The organism is Sulfurospirillum sp. 1307 (assembly GCF_054408545.1).
Map to the genome: position 1 here is coordinate 89,715 of NZ_CP176011.1, position 16,165 is coordinate 105,879.

The 16,165-nt window shown below is 31.1% G+C and carries 17 protein-coding genes; 13 read left to right on the top strand and 4 right to left on the bottom strand.

The genetic code is table 11. The features are described 5' to 3' along the window. Positions 1 to 80 precede the first annotated feature (80 nt). Positions 81 to 1,214, bottom strand: a complete 1,134-nt coding sequence (locus tag ACKGJI_RS00490; protein ID WP_458700612.1) for an OmpA family protein — start codon at positions 1,212 to 1,214, stop codon at positions 81 to 83. A 1-nt stretch (position 1,215) separates the two neighbouring features. Then, on the bottom strand, positions 1,216 to 2,466 hold the full coding sequence (locus ACKGJI_RS00495; RefSeq protein WP_458700614.1) for a MotA/TolQ/ExbB proton channel family protein: 1,251 nt from the start codon (positions 2,464 to 2,466) through the stop codon (positions 1,216 to 1,218). A 134-nt stretch (positions 2,467 to 2,600) separates the two neighbouring features. Here ACKGJI_RS00495 and ACKGJI_RS00500 point away from each other — a divergent pair, with 134 nt between their 5' ends. The 13 genes from ACKGJI_RS00500 to ACKGJI_RS00560 all read left to right on the top strand — a co-directional run bounded on the left by ACKGJI_RS00500 (position 2,601) and on the right by ACKGJI_RS00560 (position 13,183). Then, entirely contained in the window at positions 2,601 to 3,098 is a 498-nt protein-coding gene (locus ACKGJI_RS00500; RefSeq protein ID WP_458700615.1) for a YajQ family cyclic di-GMP-binding protein, read from the top strand. Between the two features lie 326 nt (positions 3,099 to 3,424). Next, positions 3,425 to 4,027 carry a MarC family protein gene (locus ACKGJI_RS00505; RefSeq protein WP_458700616.1) on the top strand — a complete coding sequence of 201 codons (603 nt, stop codon included), beginning with the start codon at positions 3,425 to 3,427 and terminating at the stop codon, positions 4,025 to 4,027. Between the two features lie 275 nt (positions 4,028 to 4,302). Then, positions 4,303 to 5,658: a sulfite dehydrogenase gene (gene soxC / locus ACKGJI_RS00510; protein WP_458701672.1), complete on the top strand. Its 1,356-nt coding sequence runs from the start codon at positions 4,303 to 4,305 to the stop codon at positions 5,656 to 5,658. Beyond that, positions 5,651 to 6,742 (top strand): c-type cytochrome, encoded by a 1,092-nt coding sequence (locus ACKGJI_RS00515; RefSeq protein WP_458700617.1) that lies wholly within the window; start codon positions 5,651 to 5,653, stop codon positions 6,740 to 6,742. Before soxC ends, ACKGJI_RS00515 begins: the two co-directional genes overlap by 8 nt. Positions 6,743 to 6,753: 11 nt before the next feature. Then, complete coding sequence (gene soxX / locus ACKGJI_RS00520; protein ID WP_458700618.1) at positions 6,754 to 7,128, top strand: sulfur oxidation c-type cytochrome SoxX; 375 nt, start codon at positions 6,754 to 6,756, stop codon at positions 7,126 to 7,128. Between the two features lie 10 nt (positions 7,129 to 7,138). Beyond that, entirely contained in the window at positions 7,139 to 7,585 is a 447-nt protein-coding gene (soxY, locus tag ACKGJI_RS00525; protein ID WP_458700619.1) for a thiosulfate oxidation carrier protein SoxY, read from the top strand. A gap of 48 nt (positions 7,586 to 7,633) precedes the next feature. Next, positions 7,634 to 7,930: a thiosulfate oxidation carrier complex protein SoxZ gene (gene soxZ, locus ACKGJI_RS00530; RefSeq protein WP_458700620.1), complete on the top strand. Its 297-nt coding sequence runs from the start codon at positions 7,634 to 7,636 to the stop codon at positions 7,928 to 7,930. A 26-nt stretch (positions 7,931 to 7,956) separates the two neighbouring features. After that, the gene (soxA, locus tag ACKGJI_RS00535) at positions 7,957 to 8,865 is read left to right on the top strand and encodes a sulfur oxidation c-type cytochrome SoxA (RefSeq protein WP_458700621.1); all 909 of its coding nucleotides are present in this window, start codon (positions 7,957 to 7,959) and stop codon (positions 8,863 to 8,865) included. Between the two features lie 9 nt (positions 8,866 to 8,874). Then, positions 8,875 to 9,204, top strand: a complete 330-nt coding sequence (locus ACKGJI_RS00540; protein WP_458700622.1) for a hypothetical protein — start codon at positions 8,875 to 8,877, stop codon at positions 9,202 to 9,204. A 16-nt stretch (positions 9,205 to 9,220) separates the two neighbouring features. Next, entirely contained in the window at positions 9,221 to 10,999 is a 1,779-nt protein-coding gene (gene soxB / locus ACKGJI_RS00545; protein WP_458700623.1) for a thiosulfohydrolase SoxB, read from the top strand. A gap of 47 nt (positions 11,000 to 11,046) precedes the next feature. Continuing rightward, positions 11,047 to 11,958: an MBL fold metallo-hydrolase gene (locus ACKGJI_RS00550; RefSeq protein WP_458700624.1), complete on the top strand. Its 912-nt coding sequence runs from the start codon at positions 11,047 to 11,049 to the stop codon at positions 11,956 to 11,958. 12 nt (positions 11,959 to 11,970) lie between these two features. After that, on the top strand, positions 11,971 to 12,411 hold the full coding sequence (locus tag ACKGJI_RS00555; RefSeq protein WP_458700625.1) for a DsrE family protein: 441 nt from the start codon (positions 11,971 to 11,973) through the stop codon (positions 12,409 to 12,411). After that, on the top strand, positions 12,395 to 13,183 hold the full coding sequence (locus tag ACKGJI_RS00560; RefSeq protein ID WP_458700626.1) for a thioredoxin fold domain-containing protein: 789 nt from the start codon (positions 12,395 to 12,397) through the stop codon (positions 13,181 to 13,183). The genes ACKGJI_RS00555 and ACKGJI_RS00560 overlap by 17 nt, the downstream gene beginning before the upstream one ends. Here the strand turns inward: ACKGJI_RS00560 and ACKGJI_RS00565 are convergent, their stop codons facing one another. Both ACKGJI_RS00565 and ACKGJI_RS00570 read right to left on the bottom strand, forming a co-directional pair. Continuing rightward, positions 13,184 to 15,076: an AMP-dependent synthetase/ligase gene (locus ACKGJI_RS00565; protein ID WP_458700627.1), complete on the bottom strand. Its 1,893-nt coding sequence runs from the start codon at positions 15,074 to 15,076 to the stop codon at positions 13,184 to 13,186. A 92-nt stretch (positions 15,077 to 15,168) separates the two neighbouring features. Then, positions 15,169 to 16,161 (bottom strand): iron-sulfur cluster assembly scaffold protein, encoded by a 993-nt coding sequence (locus tag ACKGJI_RS00570; protein ID WP_458700628.1) that lies wholly within the window; start codon positions 16,159 to 16,161, stop codon positions 15,169 to 15,171. Positions 16,162 to 16,165 lie beyond the last annotated feature (4 nt).

Here is a 16,165-nt window from a genome sequence, read left to right on the forward strand (position 1 = left end):
ATAAAGATGCATTTTTTTCTGCATGCTTTTTTATTAAAGATTCAAGTTTTTTTCTTTGGATAGAAGTTTTTAAGACATAATCATTTTCCCAAAAAGTTTTTGAGTTCGTTGATTGCTTTTTCATTTTTTATCCTAAATTTTATCTCTATTCTTCTTGAGGCATCTTTGTCTTCTTCACCATTTTTCATGATGGGATTTGCGTACGAACGACCACTTGCGCTTATGTATTCTCTAAGTATTTTACTATCTTTTGGGTATTTTTGATATAAAAACTTCATAACCTCCAATGCTCTTTTTTGAGACAATTCAAGGTTATATAAGTATGAGCCATCAGAGTTTGTATGGCCTTCTATGATTACTTGGTCTATGTATTGTTTTATGTCATCATCAAATAAAAGTGCATTAATGTAGCTTTGAAGGGTACTGCTTAACTCTTTTTTTGATTCTTCTTTTAGTTTGAAGCTTCCTTGTGCAAATAAAATGTTAGAATTAAATACAATAGCTCCACTTTTAGGGTCAATGTTTATACTTTTGCCTAGTTTCTCTTTTAATTTTTTAACGACCTTTATCCTGATTCCTGTTAAGTTTTTGATTTTTACTTTTGTGATATTTAGCTCTTCAACTAGTTTTTGATGTTCTTTACTTTGAATTAAAAGGGTATTTTCAAGTTGAGCTAATTCTTCATTTTTCAAAATCAAAATATTATCTTTTTCGTTTAGCTTTTGACTTAATAAATCATTTTTATTTTTTAGCTCTTTTTCTTTTAATTCATAATCAAATATCAAATCCTTTAATTTTTGGATTTCTTCTTTGTTTAGAGCTATCTCTTCAATTTTTGTGGCGATAAAGTCATTTAACCTTTGGTTTTTATCTTTAGTATTTTCTAAATCCTTGCTTAGCATTTTTAATTTTGTTTGAGCAGAACTTAATTGAAATGATAAGTGCATATTTTCTTGTTGTGCATTTTTGAGTTTATTTTTTATGTCTTCTAATCTTTTTTTCTTATCAGCCAATGCACTCTCACTAAGTCCAAGTGCAGCTTTTTGTTGTTCTAAATCAGTTCTTATGGCTTGTAAGTCAGTTTGAATAAAAACATATTTTATCACAATTGCTCCAACAAGCAAGATAAATACAAAAAGCAAACCAGCCATCAAATCAGCATAAGAAATCCAAAAGTTTTGAGCTTCTTCTTTGTTTTTATTGTCTTGATACATTTTAAACTTTCTTTGTGATCTCTATTAGGGAGTTGACTATTTTTGCGACTTCACTATCAATTGTTAACAAAGTATTTTTTAGCCTATCGGAAAACTTTTCATCAAATTCATTCAGATATGAGTTAAATGCCCAACCAATTTGGTCTGTATCTTTTTTCATAACTTCAAAATTTTTAATTATTGCATCATTTAGCTTATCTATATTCTCAGCATTTATATTTTTTAGAGCATTTGCAATATGTGCTAAGTTTTCCTCTTTTGATTTTAAAGAATCAGCTATACTCTCAAGAGAAAGATTGCTTTTTTCTAATTTTGAAGAAGTTTCTTTAGCTTCATTTATCATCATTTTGAACTCATCAAATATTTCTTGTTGAGTTTTTTGTGCTTCATTTGCGATTTGAATATTTTCTTTCATGAGTTTAGAAGTCTTTGAGATGCTTTCTTGCTCTAGCGATATGATTTTGTCAAACATTTCTATTCTTTGGTTTAAAGTCTCATTCATCTTTTCTACAAGTTCATCTTTTGCCAAGTTATCAAATACACTATTTAATCTCTCAAAATTTTCCATACTTTTTTGAAAATAAGTTTGTTCTATCTCTTCTTTGCTCCAAAAAAGTGATTTAGTTGTATTTTTTATGTGATTTACACTTTTTTCAAACGCACTAATTCCAGCTTTATCAAACAAAATCCACCAAATTGATAAAAATATACCATAAATTGAAACATAAAAAGCAGTTCCGACACCACCTAAAAGAAGTGAAATTTCTCTTTCTAAAACAGCAGAAGTTTTCGATGAAAAATCAGGCATCGAAATAGCAATAGAGATAAAAGTACCTAAAATCCCCAAGGTTGGGAAAATTCCAGCTGCTACACTGGCAAAGTTTTCGTTTCTCAAAGAAGAAGTATATTCTTTTGCAAATGAGTCATATGGAGCATTTGCTTTTTCTTTACCACCTATGTTTAGTTTATTTTTTTGTATATAGTTTTTTAGCTCTTCTTTAAAAAGTCTTAGTTCATTTTGAAACTTACAAGAGGCATAAAAAGCATTATGTCTTAAAAAAAATAGGTATAAAATAAAAATAATTCCTATAAGAAAGACACTGTGAACTTCTACTTTAAAAGGTATTATGTTAAAGTACCCAGCAATAATAGCTAAAAATATAACCAAGGGGATAAAAAGAAGGTATAAGATTTTTATAAAGCAACTTGATTGTTGGTTGTCAGATAAATCGAAAAAATTTATATCACTCATAGTTAGTCTTCCTTTAAATGATGTATGAGGTAAAGTATATCACAAAAAAGATACAAAGTAGTTTCATATATCAATAAGACTTGTTACAATATAATTAGCTTGCAACAAGTTTACACAAATCACAAGGAGATTACATGGCAAAAGAGCATAGTTTTGATATAACAGCTGAAATTGACAAGCAAACACTAAAAGATGCTTATGAACAAGCAAAAAAAGTTATAACAAATCGTTGGGATTTTAAAGGCTTAAATCCTGAATTTGACTATAACGAAAAAGCTAAAAGCATTACTTTTATTAGCACGACTGATTCTAAAACTGAAGCTATGTTTGATGCTTTAGTTAGCGAAGCAATAAAAAGAGGAATTTCTCCTAAAGCTATAAAAGAGCATAGCAGAGATATTGTTGGAGGAGGAAGAGTTAAAATTGTTGCTAGTATTAATGATACAATTAGTAAAGATGATGCAAAAAAGATTGTAAAAAAAATAAAAGATTTAAAACTCAAAGTTCAAGCTTCAATTAGAGGAGATGAAGTAAGAGTTGTAGGAAAAAGCATAGATGATTTACAAGCGTCTATAAAAGCGCTTAGGGAAGCGGATTTAGATATACCTCTAAATTTTATAAATATGAAATAAATAAGAAATAATGTTAGATAACGAAAACAATTTTGCTATTGAGGTTATGCCAAAAATTAAGGGTTTTTGGTGTAACTTTTTAGTATATTTTATATACTCTGCCATTTTATTAGCTCCTTTTTTAGTTGGAGGATTTTTTTGGTGGTATCTTTATAGCTTTTGGATTGGATTTTTGTTTTTATTGTTTACTGTTTTAATTAGTATAATTATTATTTCAAAAATGAGGATTAATTCCATTCCTTTTGATCAAAGAGAGATGGATTACACAACTTTATCGATTATAAAGTGGTATGTTGGCAAAAATAAATGTATATAGGAGCTTATAAATGCATGCAGAATTTTCGATAATAGGAACGGCTGTTCTTTTAATGTTTATTCTTGATCCCTTTGGAAATGTTCCTATACTTTTAGCTATACTAAAAAATGTTGATAAAAGTAAAAAGAAAGCTATAATTTTAAGAGAATCTATATTTGGTTTGATAATTTTACTTGTGTTTTTCTTTTTTGGAGATATATTTTTAAGTGTTTTTCATCTAGAAACACCTTCTGTTACTATTGCTGGAGGAGTTATATTTTTTGTTATAGCCTTAAAAATGATTTTTCCTGGAGAAAAAGGAAATCACTCTTTGTTCGGCTCAGAAGATCCTTTCATAGTCCCAATAGCAATACCTCTCATAGCTGGACCTTCAGCACTTGCTACACTTTTAGTCATGACAAGGTCATATAGTGAGCATTTTTGGTCACTTTTTGTTTCATTGATACTTGCATGGCTGTTTTCTACTTTGATTTTATACTCTTCTTCATTTTTATATAAAGTACTTAGAGAAAAAGGGCTAAGTGCTTTGGAAAAACTTATGGGTATGTTACTTTTGATGCTCTCAGTTCAAATGTTTGTCAATGGCATACGAGGAATTGTTTCCACATTTTAATTTTTCAAAATTATTGCTATATTACAAATACTAATGTTACAAGTTGTAGCATTTAGAAAAAAATAAATATCTTTTTATCAAATAAAAAATATATTAAAAGACTAATTTACTCCCATTATAAAGGCTTTTGAACTTCAATAATATTATATTAACTTATTTGTTTATAATTTTATATAATTTTATATTAAGTTTTTAAATGACAAAATTGTGTCAAATTAAATATTGATTTAATCTATATAGAGTTTATAGATGAGAAAAAGGAGGTCATGTTGAGTGTGATAGATGTAGAAAACGAAGACAGTTCTTCTACTTTTGAGTTAAAGAAAAAAGTAGCAAAAGAGCTTGAAAACATCCCTAAAAAAAGTAGAAGGGATTTTTTAAAAAAGGGCTTTCTTTTTTCAGTAAGTGCAGCAGCTGCGATTGGAAGTGTCTCAAAGCTTGAAGCAAAGTATGAGATAAATCCAAATAACTTACCACCAAATAACCCAGAGTGGGGTTTGAAGTGGGGAAGAGACATAAATGCAAATCCATATGGAGTACCATCTAAGTATGAAGCTCATGTTGTAAGAAGAATGGTACCATGGTTGACTGCAGATAAAAAAGCTTCTATTAGTTTTACTCCATGGCAAGATTTAAAAGGAATCATTGTTCCAAATGGTCTTCATTTTACAAGATGTCATGGTGGAGTTATTGATATCAATCCAAAAGAGTATAGATTGATGATTCATGGGCTTGTTGAAAAAGAAGTTATTTTAACTCTTGAAGATATTATGAGGTATCCAAGTATCAGTGTTATTCATGCCTTTGAGTGTGCTGCAAACAATGGTATGGAGTGGAGAGGCCCTGGTATGGATTCGCTTCAAGTAACTCACGGAATGCTCAGTTGTTCAGAATGGACAGGTGTTCCTTTAAAAGTTATTTTAGAAGATATCGGACTAAAGCCAAATGCAAAATGGATGTTTCCAGAAGGCTCAGACCCAGCTGGAGTTGGAAGAAGTGTTCCAATTGAAAAAGTTTTGGATGATGCAATGCTTGTTTATGCTATGAATGGAGAAGCCCTAAGACCTGAACAAGGATATCCGGTAAGATTGTTTCTTCCAGGTTGGGAAGGAGCAATCCAAATCAAGTGGCTAAAGCGTTTAAAATTTGATGATAAATCTTGGATGGTTAGAGAAGAAAGTACGAAGTATACTATGCTTCAAGCTGATGGCCATGCAAAGATGTATAACTGGTCATTTGAAGCAAATTCAGTTATCACTTCTCCATGTCCTGAGAGAGATTGGACGGAACAAAAGCATGGAAAAATTAAAGTAGAAGGTATTGCTTGGTCAGGTAAAGGCGCCATAAGTCATGTTGATGTATCAACTGATGGTGGAAAAACATGGAAAGAGGCTAGATTTACAAGTGTTGTTCTTCCAAAAGCTGTTACTAGATTTGCACTTGAAGTAGAGTGGGATGGCAAACCAATGCTTTTACAAAGTAGAGCAACTGATGAAACAGGATATACTCAGCCAACTGCTAAACAGTTAGTAGCAGCTCGTGGAAAAGAATCAGTTTACCATAGAAATGCAATTCAAACTTGGGAAGTTAAACCAAATGGGGAGGTGCATAATGTACATATCTATGCGTAAAATTATTCTTCTTGCTAGCTCTATTGTTTTTGTAAGTAGTTTGAATGCAAAAGATTATACTCCAATCGATCCAGATAAATATCCTTATCCAAGTGTAACTGTTGATAAGGATGGAAGAAAAATCAATAATGATGGAGCTATTATACTCGACCAAGAGATAAAAGTTAAACATGTATATCATTCACCATATAGTGGTAAAGGCTATAACCTTGGTGAAAAAGCAACAAAAGAACAAGTTAAAGCTTGGGATACTGATGTAAGACCAGATGGTAAAGGACTTCCTGAAGGAAGTATGAGTGTTTTAGAAGGCTCAGAAGTTTTCATAGCAAAGTGTGCAACTTGTCATGGTGATTTTGGCGAAGGTGTTGATAGATTTCCTGTTTTAGCAGGTGGACAGGGTACTTTAACTTTGCATCCTAAAACCGGAGGAGATCCAGGACCTTTAAAAACATTAGGAAGTTATGCACCATATATAGCGCCATTCTTTTGGTATATCCAAACTGCTATGCCACTTTCTTCTCCAAAATCGTTAAGTAATGATGAGGTATATGGAATCTTAGGTTATCTACTCCAACTAAACGAAATACAAGTAAATGGAAAAGATATAGAAGATGACACTATTATAGATGCCAATTTTATAAAATCTGTTCATTTACCAAATGAAAAAGGCTTTGAATATAACAATCTTAGAGTAAGTGATACTAAAAATACTAGATGTATGGAAAATTGTATTGATACTTCTAAAATGAAAATTATGAGAATTCAAACTGATGGAACAGTTGTTGAACCTGAGTTTGGTGAAGAAAGATGGTACTTTGGAAAAGCAAAAGCACAAGAAGAAAATAGCGCTATAAAGAGTGCATATGAAAATACATGTGCCGGCTGTCATGATTCTGGACTTGCCGGATCTCCTAAAGTTGGGGATAAAGAAGCTTGGGCTAAGGTAAGAAAACAAAAAATTGAAACTATATTTGATCATGCAATACACGGATACAATGCAATGCCACCAAAAGGTGGAGATGAATCACTTAGTGATGAGCTTGTTAAAGATATTGTCAAATATATGATTGATAAAAGCAAATAAAAGGAGAAAATATGGGCTTAGTTAAAAAAATTGCATTTTTTAGTATATCTGCTGCTATGCTTGTCTCAACTGCAAATGCGGGGACAATGAGCAAGGAAGATATGATAAAAGAAGGTAGAAAAGTATTTGTAACAAAAAAACTAGGTAACTGTTTGGCTTGTCATGCAGTTCAAGGTGATAGTAGCATTCCTCAAACTGGAAGCTTGGGACCAAAACTAGCAAATCTAGACACTTATCCAAGGGATTATTTGGTAGAGAAAGTTTGGGATCCAAATAAAACAAACCCAAATACTATAATGCCACCAATGGGAAGAAATCACAAAATTACAAAAGAGCAAGTTGAAGCAGTAGTAACATACCTTCAAGAAGTAACAAAAGCAAAATAAGGAGATAAAAATGGAAAGAAGAAAATTTTTAGGATTAAGTTTTAGTGCTGTGGCATTTAGTGTAGCTGCAAATGCAAATATACTAAAAGAGCATCCAGCGGCATTTGAAGACAAAACTGTTGATGGAGCTATTAAAAATCTATATGGAAAAACAGATAGTGTTAATGATGGAAAAGCAAATTTAAAAGTACCAGATATTGCAGAAAATGGAGCAGCTGTTCCTGTTACAGTTTCAAGTGATTTGGATAATGTAAAAACTATGGCAATAGTAGTGGCTGGAAATCCTCATCCATTAGTTGCTGCTTGGGAAGTACAAGAAGGAACAATTCCAAAGTTTTCAACAAGAATCAAAATGAGAAAAACTGGTGATGTTATGTTGATAGTAGAAGATGCAAATGGAGTATTACACAAAACAACTAAACAGGTTAAAGTAACTGTTGGCGGTTGTGGTGGTTGATAAGAAAATAAACAAATAAAAATATATAAATAATTTAGGAGAATTAAAATGGGAATAAAAGCAATAGCAAAAGTAAAAAAAGATGTAGCAACTGTAAAATTATTGATTAAGCATCCAATGGAACCAGGAAAAATTGCTGGTGGTAAAAAACCTTCAAAATATATCAATCATTTAACTGTAAAACATGGTGATAAATTGGTATATGATATGTATCCAACATCTGCAATATCAAAAAATCCATATATAAAGTTTGCGTTTAAAGGTGCAAAAAAGGGTGATATGATTACAGTTGAGTGGAGTGACAATACAGGTGCAACAGAGAAAAAAGATATTAAATTAAAATAATATCTAAAATACTTAAGGGAGATTATATGTTAGGTAAAATTATAAAAACTTCAGCTCTGATCATAGCACTAGGAAGTGTTGTGTATGCTAGTGAGTTTAATGCTCAAGCTGAAAAAGACAGAATTGCTATGCAAAAGTATTTTTTGAAGAAATTTGAAGATCCAATTAAAAATCAAGCACAGTATTTTCCATATGTAGAGGAAGCAGAGATAAAGAAAGATTATATATATCCTCTAAAATTAGAAGACTTTGTCAATGGTACAGCTGCTTGGTACAAGCCAACAAGAGATCAAATGGCAGAAATCAATGAATTTCCACCATATGAAATACCTCTTGATGAAGGAAAAGAGTTATGGGAAAAACCATTTGCAAATGGTAAAACTTATTCTAGCTGTTTTCCTGATCCTGCGATAAAACAAAACTATCCATACTATGATACTAAAAGAGAAGAAGTTATCACAATTGGACAAGCTGTTAATGAGTGTAGAGTTAAAAATGGTGAGAAACCTCTGAAGTATGGAAAAGGGGATATGGCTAAGGTTATTGCTTATATAGCTTATGAGTCTCGTGGCAAAAAAATAGATATAAAAATACCAAGTGCCAATGCTGCAAAAGCATATCAAGCTGGAAAAGAACTTTTTTATAAACAAAGAGGGTATTTTTATCTAAATTGTGCAGAGTGCCATGTACAAGGCTCAGGCCAAAGAATTAGAAGAGAAGGACTCAGCCCAATACTTGGTGCAGTTAGTCATTTCCCAGTTTATAGATTAAAATGGGGCGGGCTTGGAACTTTACAAAGAAGATTGGCTGGATGTGTTAAAGATACTGGTTCAGAAAAACCAGCACTACAATCTAAAGCTCTTAAGCAACTTGAGTACTTTGTTACTTATATGTCAAATGGTCTTGAATTAAATGGACCAGATACAAGAAAATAGGGGATAAAAATGAAAAAAGTACTTTTATTATCAATTATAGCAGGAGCATTTATTTTTACTGGATGTGCAAACATGGGTTATTCTAACTCCGGTTCATCTCAGATAACAGATGTATCAAAAGCAATAAGTGTTGCCGAGATGAAATATAAAAAAGTTCATGAAGAAGGTATTGCTTGGCAAAAAACAAAAGCAAAAATAAAAAAAGCTAAAGAGTTTGCAAAAAAAGGTGATAGTAAGAATGCACTAGCTTATGCAAACGAGGCTATTTATGAAGCAGATCAAGCTGAAATTCAAGCACAAGAAGCTGAAAAAACTTGGCGTAACGCTGTACCACAGTAAAAGGTAAAGGGATAAGATGAGTTCATTAAATAGGAGAGAATTCCTTTATATGATGTCAGTTTTAGGAACTTCATCATTGTTTGCAAAATCACATGATAAAGTTTATGAGATAGCTGATGTTGAGGATTATTATAAAATTAAAAACTTTGGAAATGCAAGGTTTTTACATATAACAGATACACATGCACAACTTTTACCAGTGCATTTTAGAGAGCCAAGTGTAAATCTTGGCCTTTATTCTAACTTTGGTAAGCCACCTCATATTGTTGGACATCATTTCAACAAAAGATATGGAATAAAATCAAATTCAAGAGCAGAATTTGCTTTGAGTAGCGTAAATTATGTGGAAAATGCAAAGAGATTTCACAAAATAGGTGGTTTTGCTCATATGAAAACTATGATAGATTATCTTCGTGGTAATTATGGGCATGAAAAAACACTATTTTTAGATGGTGGAGATACTTGGCAAGGAAGTGCTACATCACTATATACTCGTGGTAAAGATATGGTAGAAGCCTTAAATCTTATGGGTGTTGATGTTTGTACAGGACATTGGGAATTTACATATAAAGATAAAGAGATATTAGAAAACATAAAAATGCTTAAAGCAGATTTTGTTGCTCAAAATGTTTATGTTAAAGATGAGTCTTTAATGGATGGTGTAGAAGCATACGATGAAGATACAGGACATGCTTTTAAACCATATGTAATGAAAAAAATGGGCGATAATAATGTTGCGGTTATTGGACAAGCATTCCCATATACTACGATAGCAAATCCTCAAAGATTTATTCCAGATTGGACTTTTGGAATACGACCTGATGAAATGCAAGAGTTGGTAAATGAAGTAAGAGAAAAAGAAAAACCTGATGCTATCATTGTTATATCTCATAATGGATATGATGTTGATAAAAAAATGGCTTCAGTTGTAAGTGGAATTGATTTTATCTTAGGTGGTCATACTCATGATGCTGTTCCTGAAGCTTGGCCGGTTAATAATGCTGGTGGAGTTACTCATGTAATAAACTCAGGTTCAAATGGAAAGTTTATTGGGGTTTTAGATATAGATATCAAAGATAAAAGAGTAAGAGATTTTAGATTTACACTTCTTCCTGTTTTTTCTGATTTAGTTCCTGCTGATAAGAAGATGCAAAAATATATAGATGATGTAAGAGCACCTTATGTTGATAAATTAAATCAAGTATTAGCAACAACTGATGAACTGCTATATAGAAGGGGTAACTTCAATGGAACATTTGATCAAATTATATGTAATGCTCTAAGGGAAGTTAAAGGAGCTGATATATCTATGTCTCCTGGCTTTAGATGGGGAACATCAATCCTTCCTGGAGGTCAAATCACATTTGATGACTTGATGAATCAAACATCTATGACATATCCTGAGACTTATGTTAGAGAAGTTAAAGGAAGTGATATCCATAATATCTTGGAAGATGTTGCTGATAACTTATTTAATGAAGATCCATTTTTACAACAAGGTGGAGATATGGTAAGAACAGGAGGACTTTCTTATAGGATTGATCCAAGACAAAAAATTGGCAAAAGAATTACAAATGTTGAACTTAGCAACGGAGCAAAACTAGAAGCTAACAAAATGTATAAGCTAGCTGGTTGGTCAACTGTTGGAAGCAAGAGTGATGGAGAACCTGTTTGGGAAACTGTTAGTACTTATTTAAAAGATCATAAGCACATCAAAAACTTAAAGCTTGAAACACCAGATATAATTGGAGTAAAGGGTAATCCTGGTATTGATTTGAGTTTGTATAAAAGATAATGATTTGTAGGGCTTTAAAGCCCTACATGTAGATTAGGAGCGTGTGAATGAAAAAGATGTTTTATTTGTTGGTTTTTCCTATTGTGTTGTTTGCTAAGTTTTTTACTTTTGAGCCAGTCAATATAACAAAAGATATAAGCTGTGTTATCGGAGATTATAACCCTGTTTTAAAATCAAACAAAGGTTTTGTATCTAATGTTTGTTATGTTGATATGGGTGATTTTTTGGTACTTTTAGATAGTGGAGCTACTTATAACTTTGCTAAAGAGTTAGATGAGTTTATCCACAAAAATACATCTAAACCTATAAAATATGTTGTAGTTACTAATTATCATGATGATAGACTTCTTGGAAGCTCTTACTTTAAAGAAAAAGGTGTAAAAGTAACTGGAGCAGAAAATTTAAATGAAACAATTGATGAGCATAAAGAAAAGTACAAAAGAGTACTAGATAACCTACCATCTGATTTGATAAAAAATACAAAAATAGTATATGCAGATATTGGTGTGAAAGATGAGTATGTTATAAATGGAAAAAATAAAGATTTAAAAATTATAAAGCCAAGTGAAGGTTCACAAAGTGCAACTGACCTTATAGTTTATTCTCCTAAAGATAGTTTCGTTTTTGCAGGAAATATAATCTTTAATGGAAGATTTGTAAATTATGCAAGTGATAGTAATATGGATGGCTGGATAAAAGCATTAGAAAGTATAGAAAATTTAAAAGCAAAGTTTGTTTTAGGTGGACATGGAGATGATTTCTCAAAAGATTCATATAAGCCTACTTTAGAGTATTTAAAAATGTTAAAAAAACAAGTAAGTATTGCTTATGAAAAAGATATAGATCCAGCAGATTTATCAAAAAATATTAAAACAGATAAGTTTAAAAGCATACCTCATTATGATGAATTATATATGAGAAATGCAAGAAACTATTTTGACCAATTAGAATGGCAATAAAAAGGCGCAAAAATGAAAAAAATATTTTTAATTCTTCTACTTAGCATAATGAGTTTTGCTCAGGTTAATTTTGCAGATCCAAAGCCTGATTTTGAGAATCCAAGAAAGTGGCTTATAAAAGTCAATAGTAGTGAAAAAGAAAAAATGAATCATATATTAAATGCCATCAACAATGTTCTAAAAGGATATCCAGAAGAAGCTTTACATGTAGAAATTGTATTTTATGCAAATGGTATAAGAGCATTAAGAAAAGATTATAATCCTGATGTTATTTCAAGAATAAAATCTTTAATGATATATGATACTATCTCATTTATAGTTTGTAAAAATACAATGGATACAATGGGATGGAAAAAAACTGAGTTTATAAGTGGTGTTGATTATGTGCAAATTGGTATAGCTGAAGTGATTGAAAGGGTTGCTGAAGGATGGATTGATGTTTCGCCTTATTAGTATAATTTTGTTTTTGTGTATTTCTTTGTTGGCTGATTATGGAACTGGTAAAAAAATTTTTCAAGAAAAATGCAGTAGTTGCCATGGGAAACATATAGACCCCAAAATTTTAAAAATTAATTTTTATGAAAAGAACAATGAACTATTAAAACTGAGAGTACCTACTGTAAATATGCTTGCTTATGCTCTTAAAGATAGTCCTTTACATGTAGGAGATAAAAGTGATCCTGAGATGCAAAAGTACGAGATTACGGAGTTTATGAAAGATTATTTATATAATCCAAATAAAGAAGATAGTATTTGTGATCCTTTGATATCAAAGTATTATGATAAAAAAGAGAGCATGAAAGGAAAGATTAGCGAAGAAGAGATTGAAAATATTGCTGATTTTCTCTTTGAATATAGAAAATATCATAAAAAAAATAAAAAGCCAAAAAATTTGAAAGTTAAAGATATCAATAAAGCATTTGATTTAGCAAAAAAAGAGAATAAACTAGTTATGGTTGAAGCTATGAGTGAAACATGTCACTTTTGTAAAAAAATGTACAAAGAAGTTTTATCAAAAGAAAATATACAAGAGATGATATCAAAAAACTACATATTTTTAGAAATCGATGTTGATAAAGAAAAATTACCACCAATTTTAGAAAAAAACTATAAAAAAATTACACCAAGTTTTTTTGTATTGGACAAAAATAAAAATCTTCTAAATTCTTATCCTGGTAGTTGGAATGAAGAAGATTTTAAAGAGATATTGAAAGAGAATAAGTAATCATTTTAAAAATTTATCAATTATCTCTTTGTATTTTTTTTCTATGATATGTCGTTTCTTTTTAAAGGTATTGGTAAGTTCTTCTCCAGGTTTAAATTCATCACTTAGAAAGTGAATGTTTTGAAGCTTTTCAAATGGTTTAAAGCCTTTTTTGTTATTAAGTAGGTCGTTCATGTCTTTTTTGATTTTATTTAATACCTCTGCATCATCTAGCATGTTTTCCATTGAGGTAACTGCTTTGTTGAAATTATCCTCAATATACTCTTTTAGCTTTTCAAAATCGGGAACTACTAGCATCCCCAAACCTTTTTTATCTTGTCCTACTAGTACGGCATCGTTTATAAAAGGAAGATGAGAAATTGCTGATTCTATTCTACTTGGATCTACATTTTCTCCATTTGCTAAAACAATAATCTCTTTAGAGCGACCTGTGATAATTAATTCACCATTTATAGTTAGTTTGCCTAAATCTCCAGTTCTAAAAAATCCATCAGGTGTAAATACTTTTTTGTTTTCTTCTTCATTTTTATAATATCCAGGAGTTACTTGATCACCTTTTACATAAATTTCTCCAACTTCACCAGCTGGTAGTTCTTCTTCAAATTCATTTACTATTTTTAAAGTAGTTCCAAGAGGAGGTAAACCTAGTGTTCCAAAAGTATTACAGTTTAGTGCTCTTCCAGCAATTCCAGGAGCACACTCTGTCATACCATACGCATTTACAATGCGTATTCCTATAGCATCTATCCATTCATCTAAATAATCAGGTAAAGAGCCACCTCCACTAATAGCAAGTCTTAGTCTACCTCCAAACTTTTGCTGTACTAATTGTAGTTTTTTCTTTGCAAATTTATTAGGTAAATAAAGAGCAATTAGTTTAAAATAAGCTATTATTTTTTTATATATCAAGATAAAACAATTCTCTCTTTTAAATTTTGGAAGTTCATCTTTTATAACTCTTTCATTGTAGTTGTAAAGAGTAGAGATACTAACTAATTTTTTAAAAATTTTTGCTTTTTTAGGGTCTTGTTTTTCTAGGGTATTATTAATCTTAGTATACATTGACTCCCAAAGTCTAGGAACAGTTGCCACAAGTGTAGGTTTAAACTCTTCTAAATCACTTGCGAAAGTTTTTATAGTTGAGTAAACTATACAGCATCCATAAGCGATACTTAGATACTCAACTGCTCTTTCAAAGATATGCCAAGCAGGAAGAATTGAAACCCAAACATCATCACTATTAAGAGCAATTAGTTTGGGTAATTCTCTTATATTATACATTATATTTTTATGTGTCAGGATAACACCTTTTGGAGTTCCTGTTGTGCCTGATGTGTAAATTAGTGTAAAAATATCATCACTGTTAAGATTTTCCTTAAGAGAGAAAAAATCATCTATATCATTATCAAAAATTTCTCTATTTTTTAATAAATCATTATATGAGAAAGTGTTGTCAAAAAAGGAGTGGATATTATCTGCTTGGATGATAAAAATAGCTTTTAAATTTAACTCTTTTAACATATCTTTGTGTTTTTCATAAATGGCTTGGGTTTCGCAGATTAAATACTTAGACTCACTATGTGACATGATGTATTTTAGCTCTTCAGTTGGAGTGTCATTTCCTCTAGGAACACTTATGGCTCCTAGTGAGATTAAAGCTAAGTCTGTAACCATCCACTCATATCTATTATCACTTAAGAACATGACTTTTGAGCCTTTATCAATGCCTTTTGAAACAAAGGCTCTTGAGAGCAATAAAACATCTTCAAATAATTTTTCATAAGTTACATTAAAAAGTTGTTCATCTACTCTATAAATAAAAGAGGTTTTGTCTTTGTAGTTTTCATATGAATTTAAAAACATATGAAACAGAGTTGTCATATTATTGTCCACATATAATCCTTTAGCTAAAAGGATATTTTACAATAGATTTGAAAAAATTGGAAGAGATGTAGGATATAGAAATATCCTACATGTAAAGTTTTTTAGATTGGTAAAACTCTAATATTTTTAGAGCATTTCTCTTGTAGCATAGATTCTATTGCAAATAGAGTTCCTGTACTACTACTTGCACATCCACTACATGCACCAAGATATCTTATATATACATCAGTGTTTCCATCATCAGTATCTTTTATATCGATAATTTCTAAGTTACCACCATCCATAACTAGCATAGGACGAATATTTTCATCTATAACGGCTTCTATTCTTTTAAGTTTTTGAACTACACTTAGCTCTTCAAAAGGAATTTCTTCACTTGTACCATTTATCTTAGCATCTGCAAGATTTCCAAGTTTTTCTGCTTCCATCTCTTCTCTAGTTTGCTTTAAGATATCTACTAAGTACCATTCTCTTTCTTCATGGCCACCTGGTTTGATACATGATTTACAAAATGCACCAGCTTTTGTGTAGTTTGTAATCTCTTCTACTGTTTTTAAATCATTTAGTTTAATAACTTCTTTTATAGTTCCAAGACTTACTCTAGCACACTCACATACTATGATTTCATCTTCAAAACTATCAGCATCAACACCTTTATAACTAGCCGCAGCTGCTTTTATAACATCATATGCCATAACTGAACAATGCATTTTTTGGGGTGGAACAGCTGGAGTATCAGGTTCATCTCTCATTGCTTTTTCAACATCTATATTTGTAATTTTAACTGCCTCATCAACAGTTTTCCCTTTACAAAGTTCAGCCATAGTATCACTACTAGCGATTGCAGTTCCACAACCAAAGCTTTTAAATTTTGCATCTTTTATGATGTCAGTATCAGGATCTACTGCCCAGTATAATCTTACAGCATCCCCACAACTTTCAGCTCCAAAATCAGCCACAACTAGTTTGCAGCCCATTTCATTTGCTTGTTCTTCGGTTATTTCACCCATATTTTGTGGGTTATTCATCAAATCTTGAACTTTTTGACTGTACTCTTCCCAGATTGAACCGCCTATTAAATTATTTTTTGCCATTTCT

Bases quoted from the DNA above. Each gene is read 5' to 3' on its own strand.
- ACKGJI_RS00490 (WP_458700612.1), bottom strand. From the start codon at position 1,214: ATGTATCAAGACAATAAAAACAAAGAAGAAGCTCAAAACTTTTGGATT.
- ACKGJI_RS00495 (WP_458700614.1), bottom strand. From the start codon at position 2,466: ATGAGTGATATAAATTTTTTCGATTTATCTGACAACCAACAATCAAGT.
- ACKGJI_RS00500 (WP_458700615.1), top strand. From the start codon at position 2,601: ATGGCAAAAGAGCATAGTTTTGATATAACAGCTGAAATTGACAAGCAA.
- ACKGJI_RS00505 (WP_458700616.1), top strand. From the start codon at position 3,425: ATGCATGCAGAATTTTCGATAATAGGAACGGCTGTTCTTTTAATGTTT.
- ACKGJI_RS00515 (WP_458700617.1), top strand. From the start codon at position 5,651: ATGCGTAAAATTATTCTTCTTGCTAGCTCTATTGTTTTTGTAAGTAGT.
- soxX (WP_458700618.1), top strand. From the start codon at position 6,754: ATGGGCTTAGTTAAAAAAATTGCATTTTTTAGTATATCTGCTGCTATG.
- soxY (WP_458700619.1), top strand. From the start codon at position 7,139: ATGGAAAGAAGAAAATTTTTAGGATTAAGTTTTAGTGCTGTGGCATTT.
- soxZ (WP_458700620.1), top strand. From the start codon at position 7,634: ATGGGAATAAAAGCAATAGCAAAAGTAAAAAAAGATGTAGCAACTGTA.
- soxA (WP_458700621.1), top strand. From the start codon at position 7,957: ATGTTAGGTAAAATTATAAAAACTTCAGCTCTGATCATAGCACTAGGA.
- ACKGJI_RS00540 (WP_458700622.1), top strand. From the start codon at position 8,875: ATGAAAAAAGTACTTTTATTATCAATTATAGCAGGAGCATTTATTTTT.
- soxB (WP_458700623.1), top strand. From the start codon at position 9,221: ATGAGTTCATTAAATAGGAGAGAATTCCTTTATATGATGTCAGTTTTA.
- ACKGJI_RS00550 (WP_458700624.1), top strand. From the start codon at position 11,047: ATGAAAAAGATGTTTTATTTGTTGGTTTTTCCTATTGTGTTGTTTGCT.
- ACKGJI_RS00555 (WP_458700625.1), top strand. From the start codon at position 11,971: ATGAAAAAAATATTTTTAATTCTTCTACTTAGCATAATGAGTTTTGCT.
- ACKGJI_RS00560 (WP_458700626.1), top strand. From the start codon at position 12,395: ATGTTTCGCCTTATTAGTATAATTTTGTTTTTGTGTATTTCTTTGTTG.
- ACKGJI_RS00570 (WP_458700628.1), bottom strand. From the start codon at position 16,161: ATGGCAAAAAATAATTTAATAGGCGGTTCAATCTGGGAAGAGTACAGT.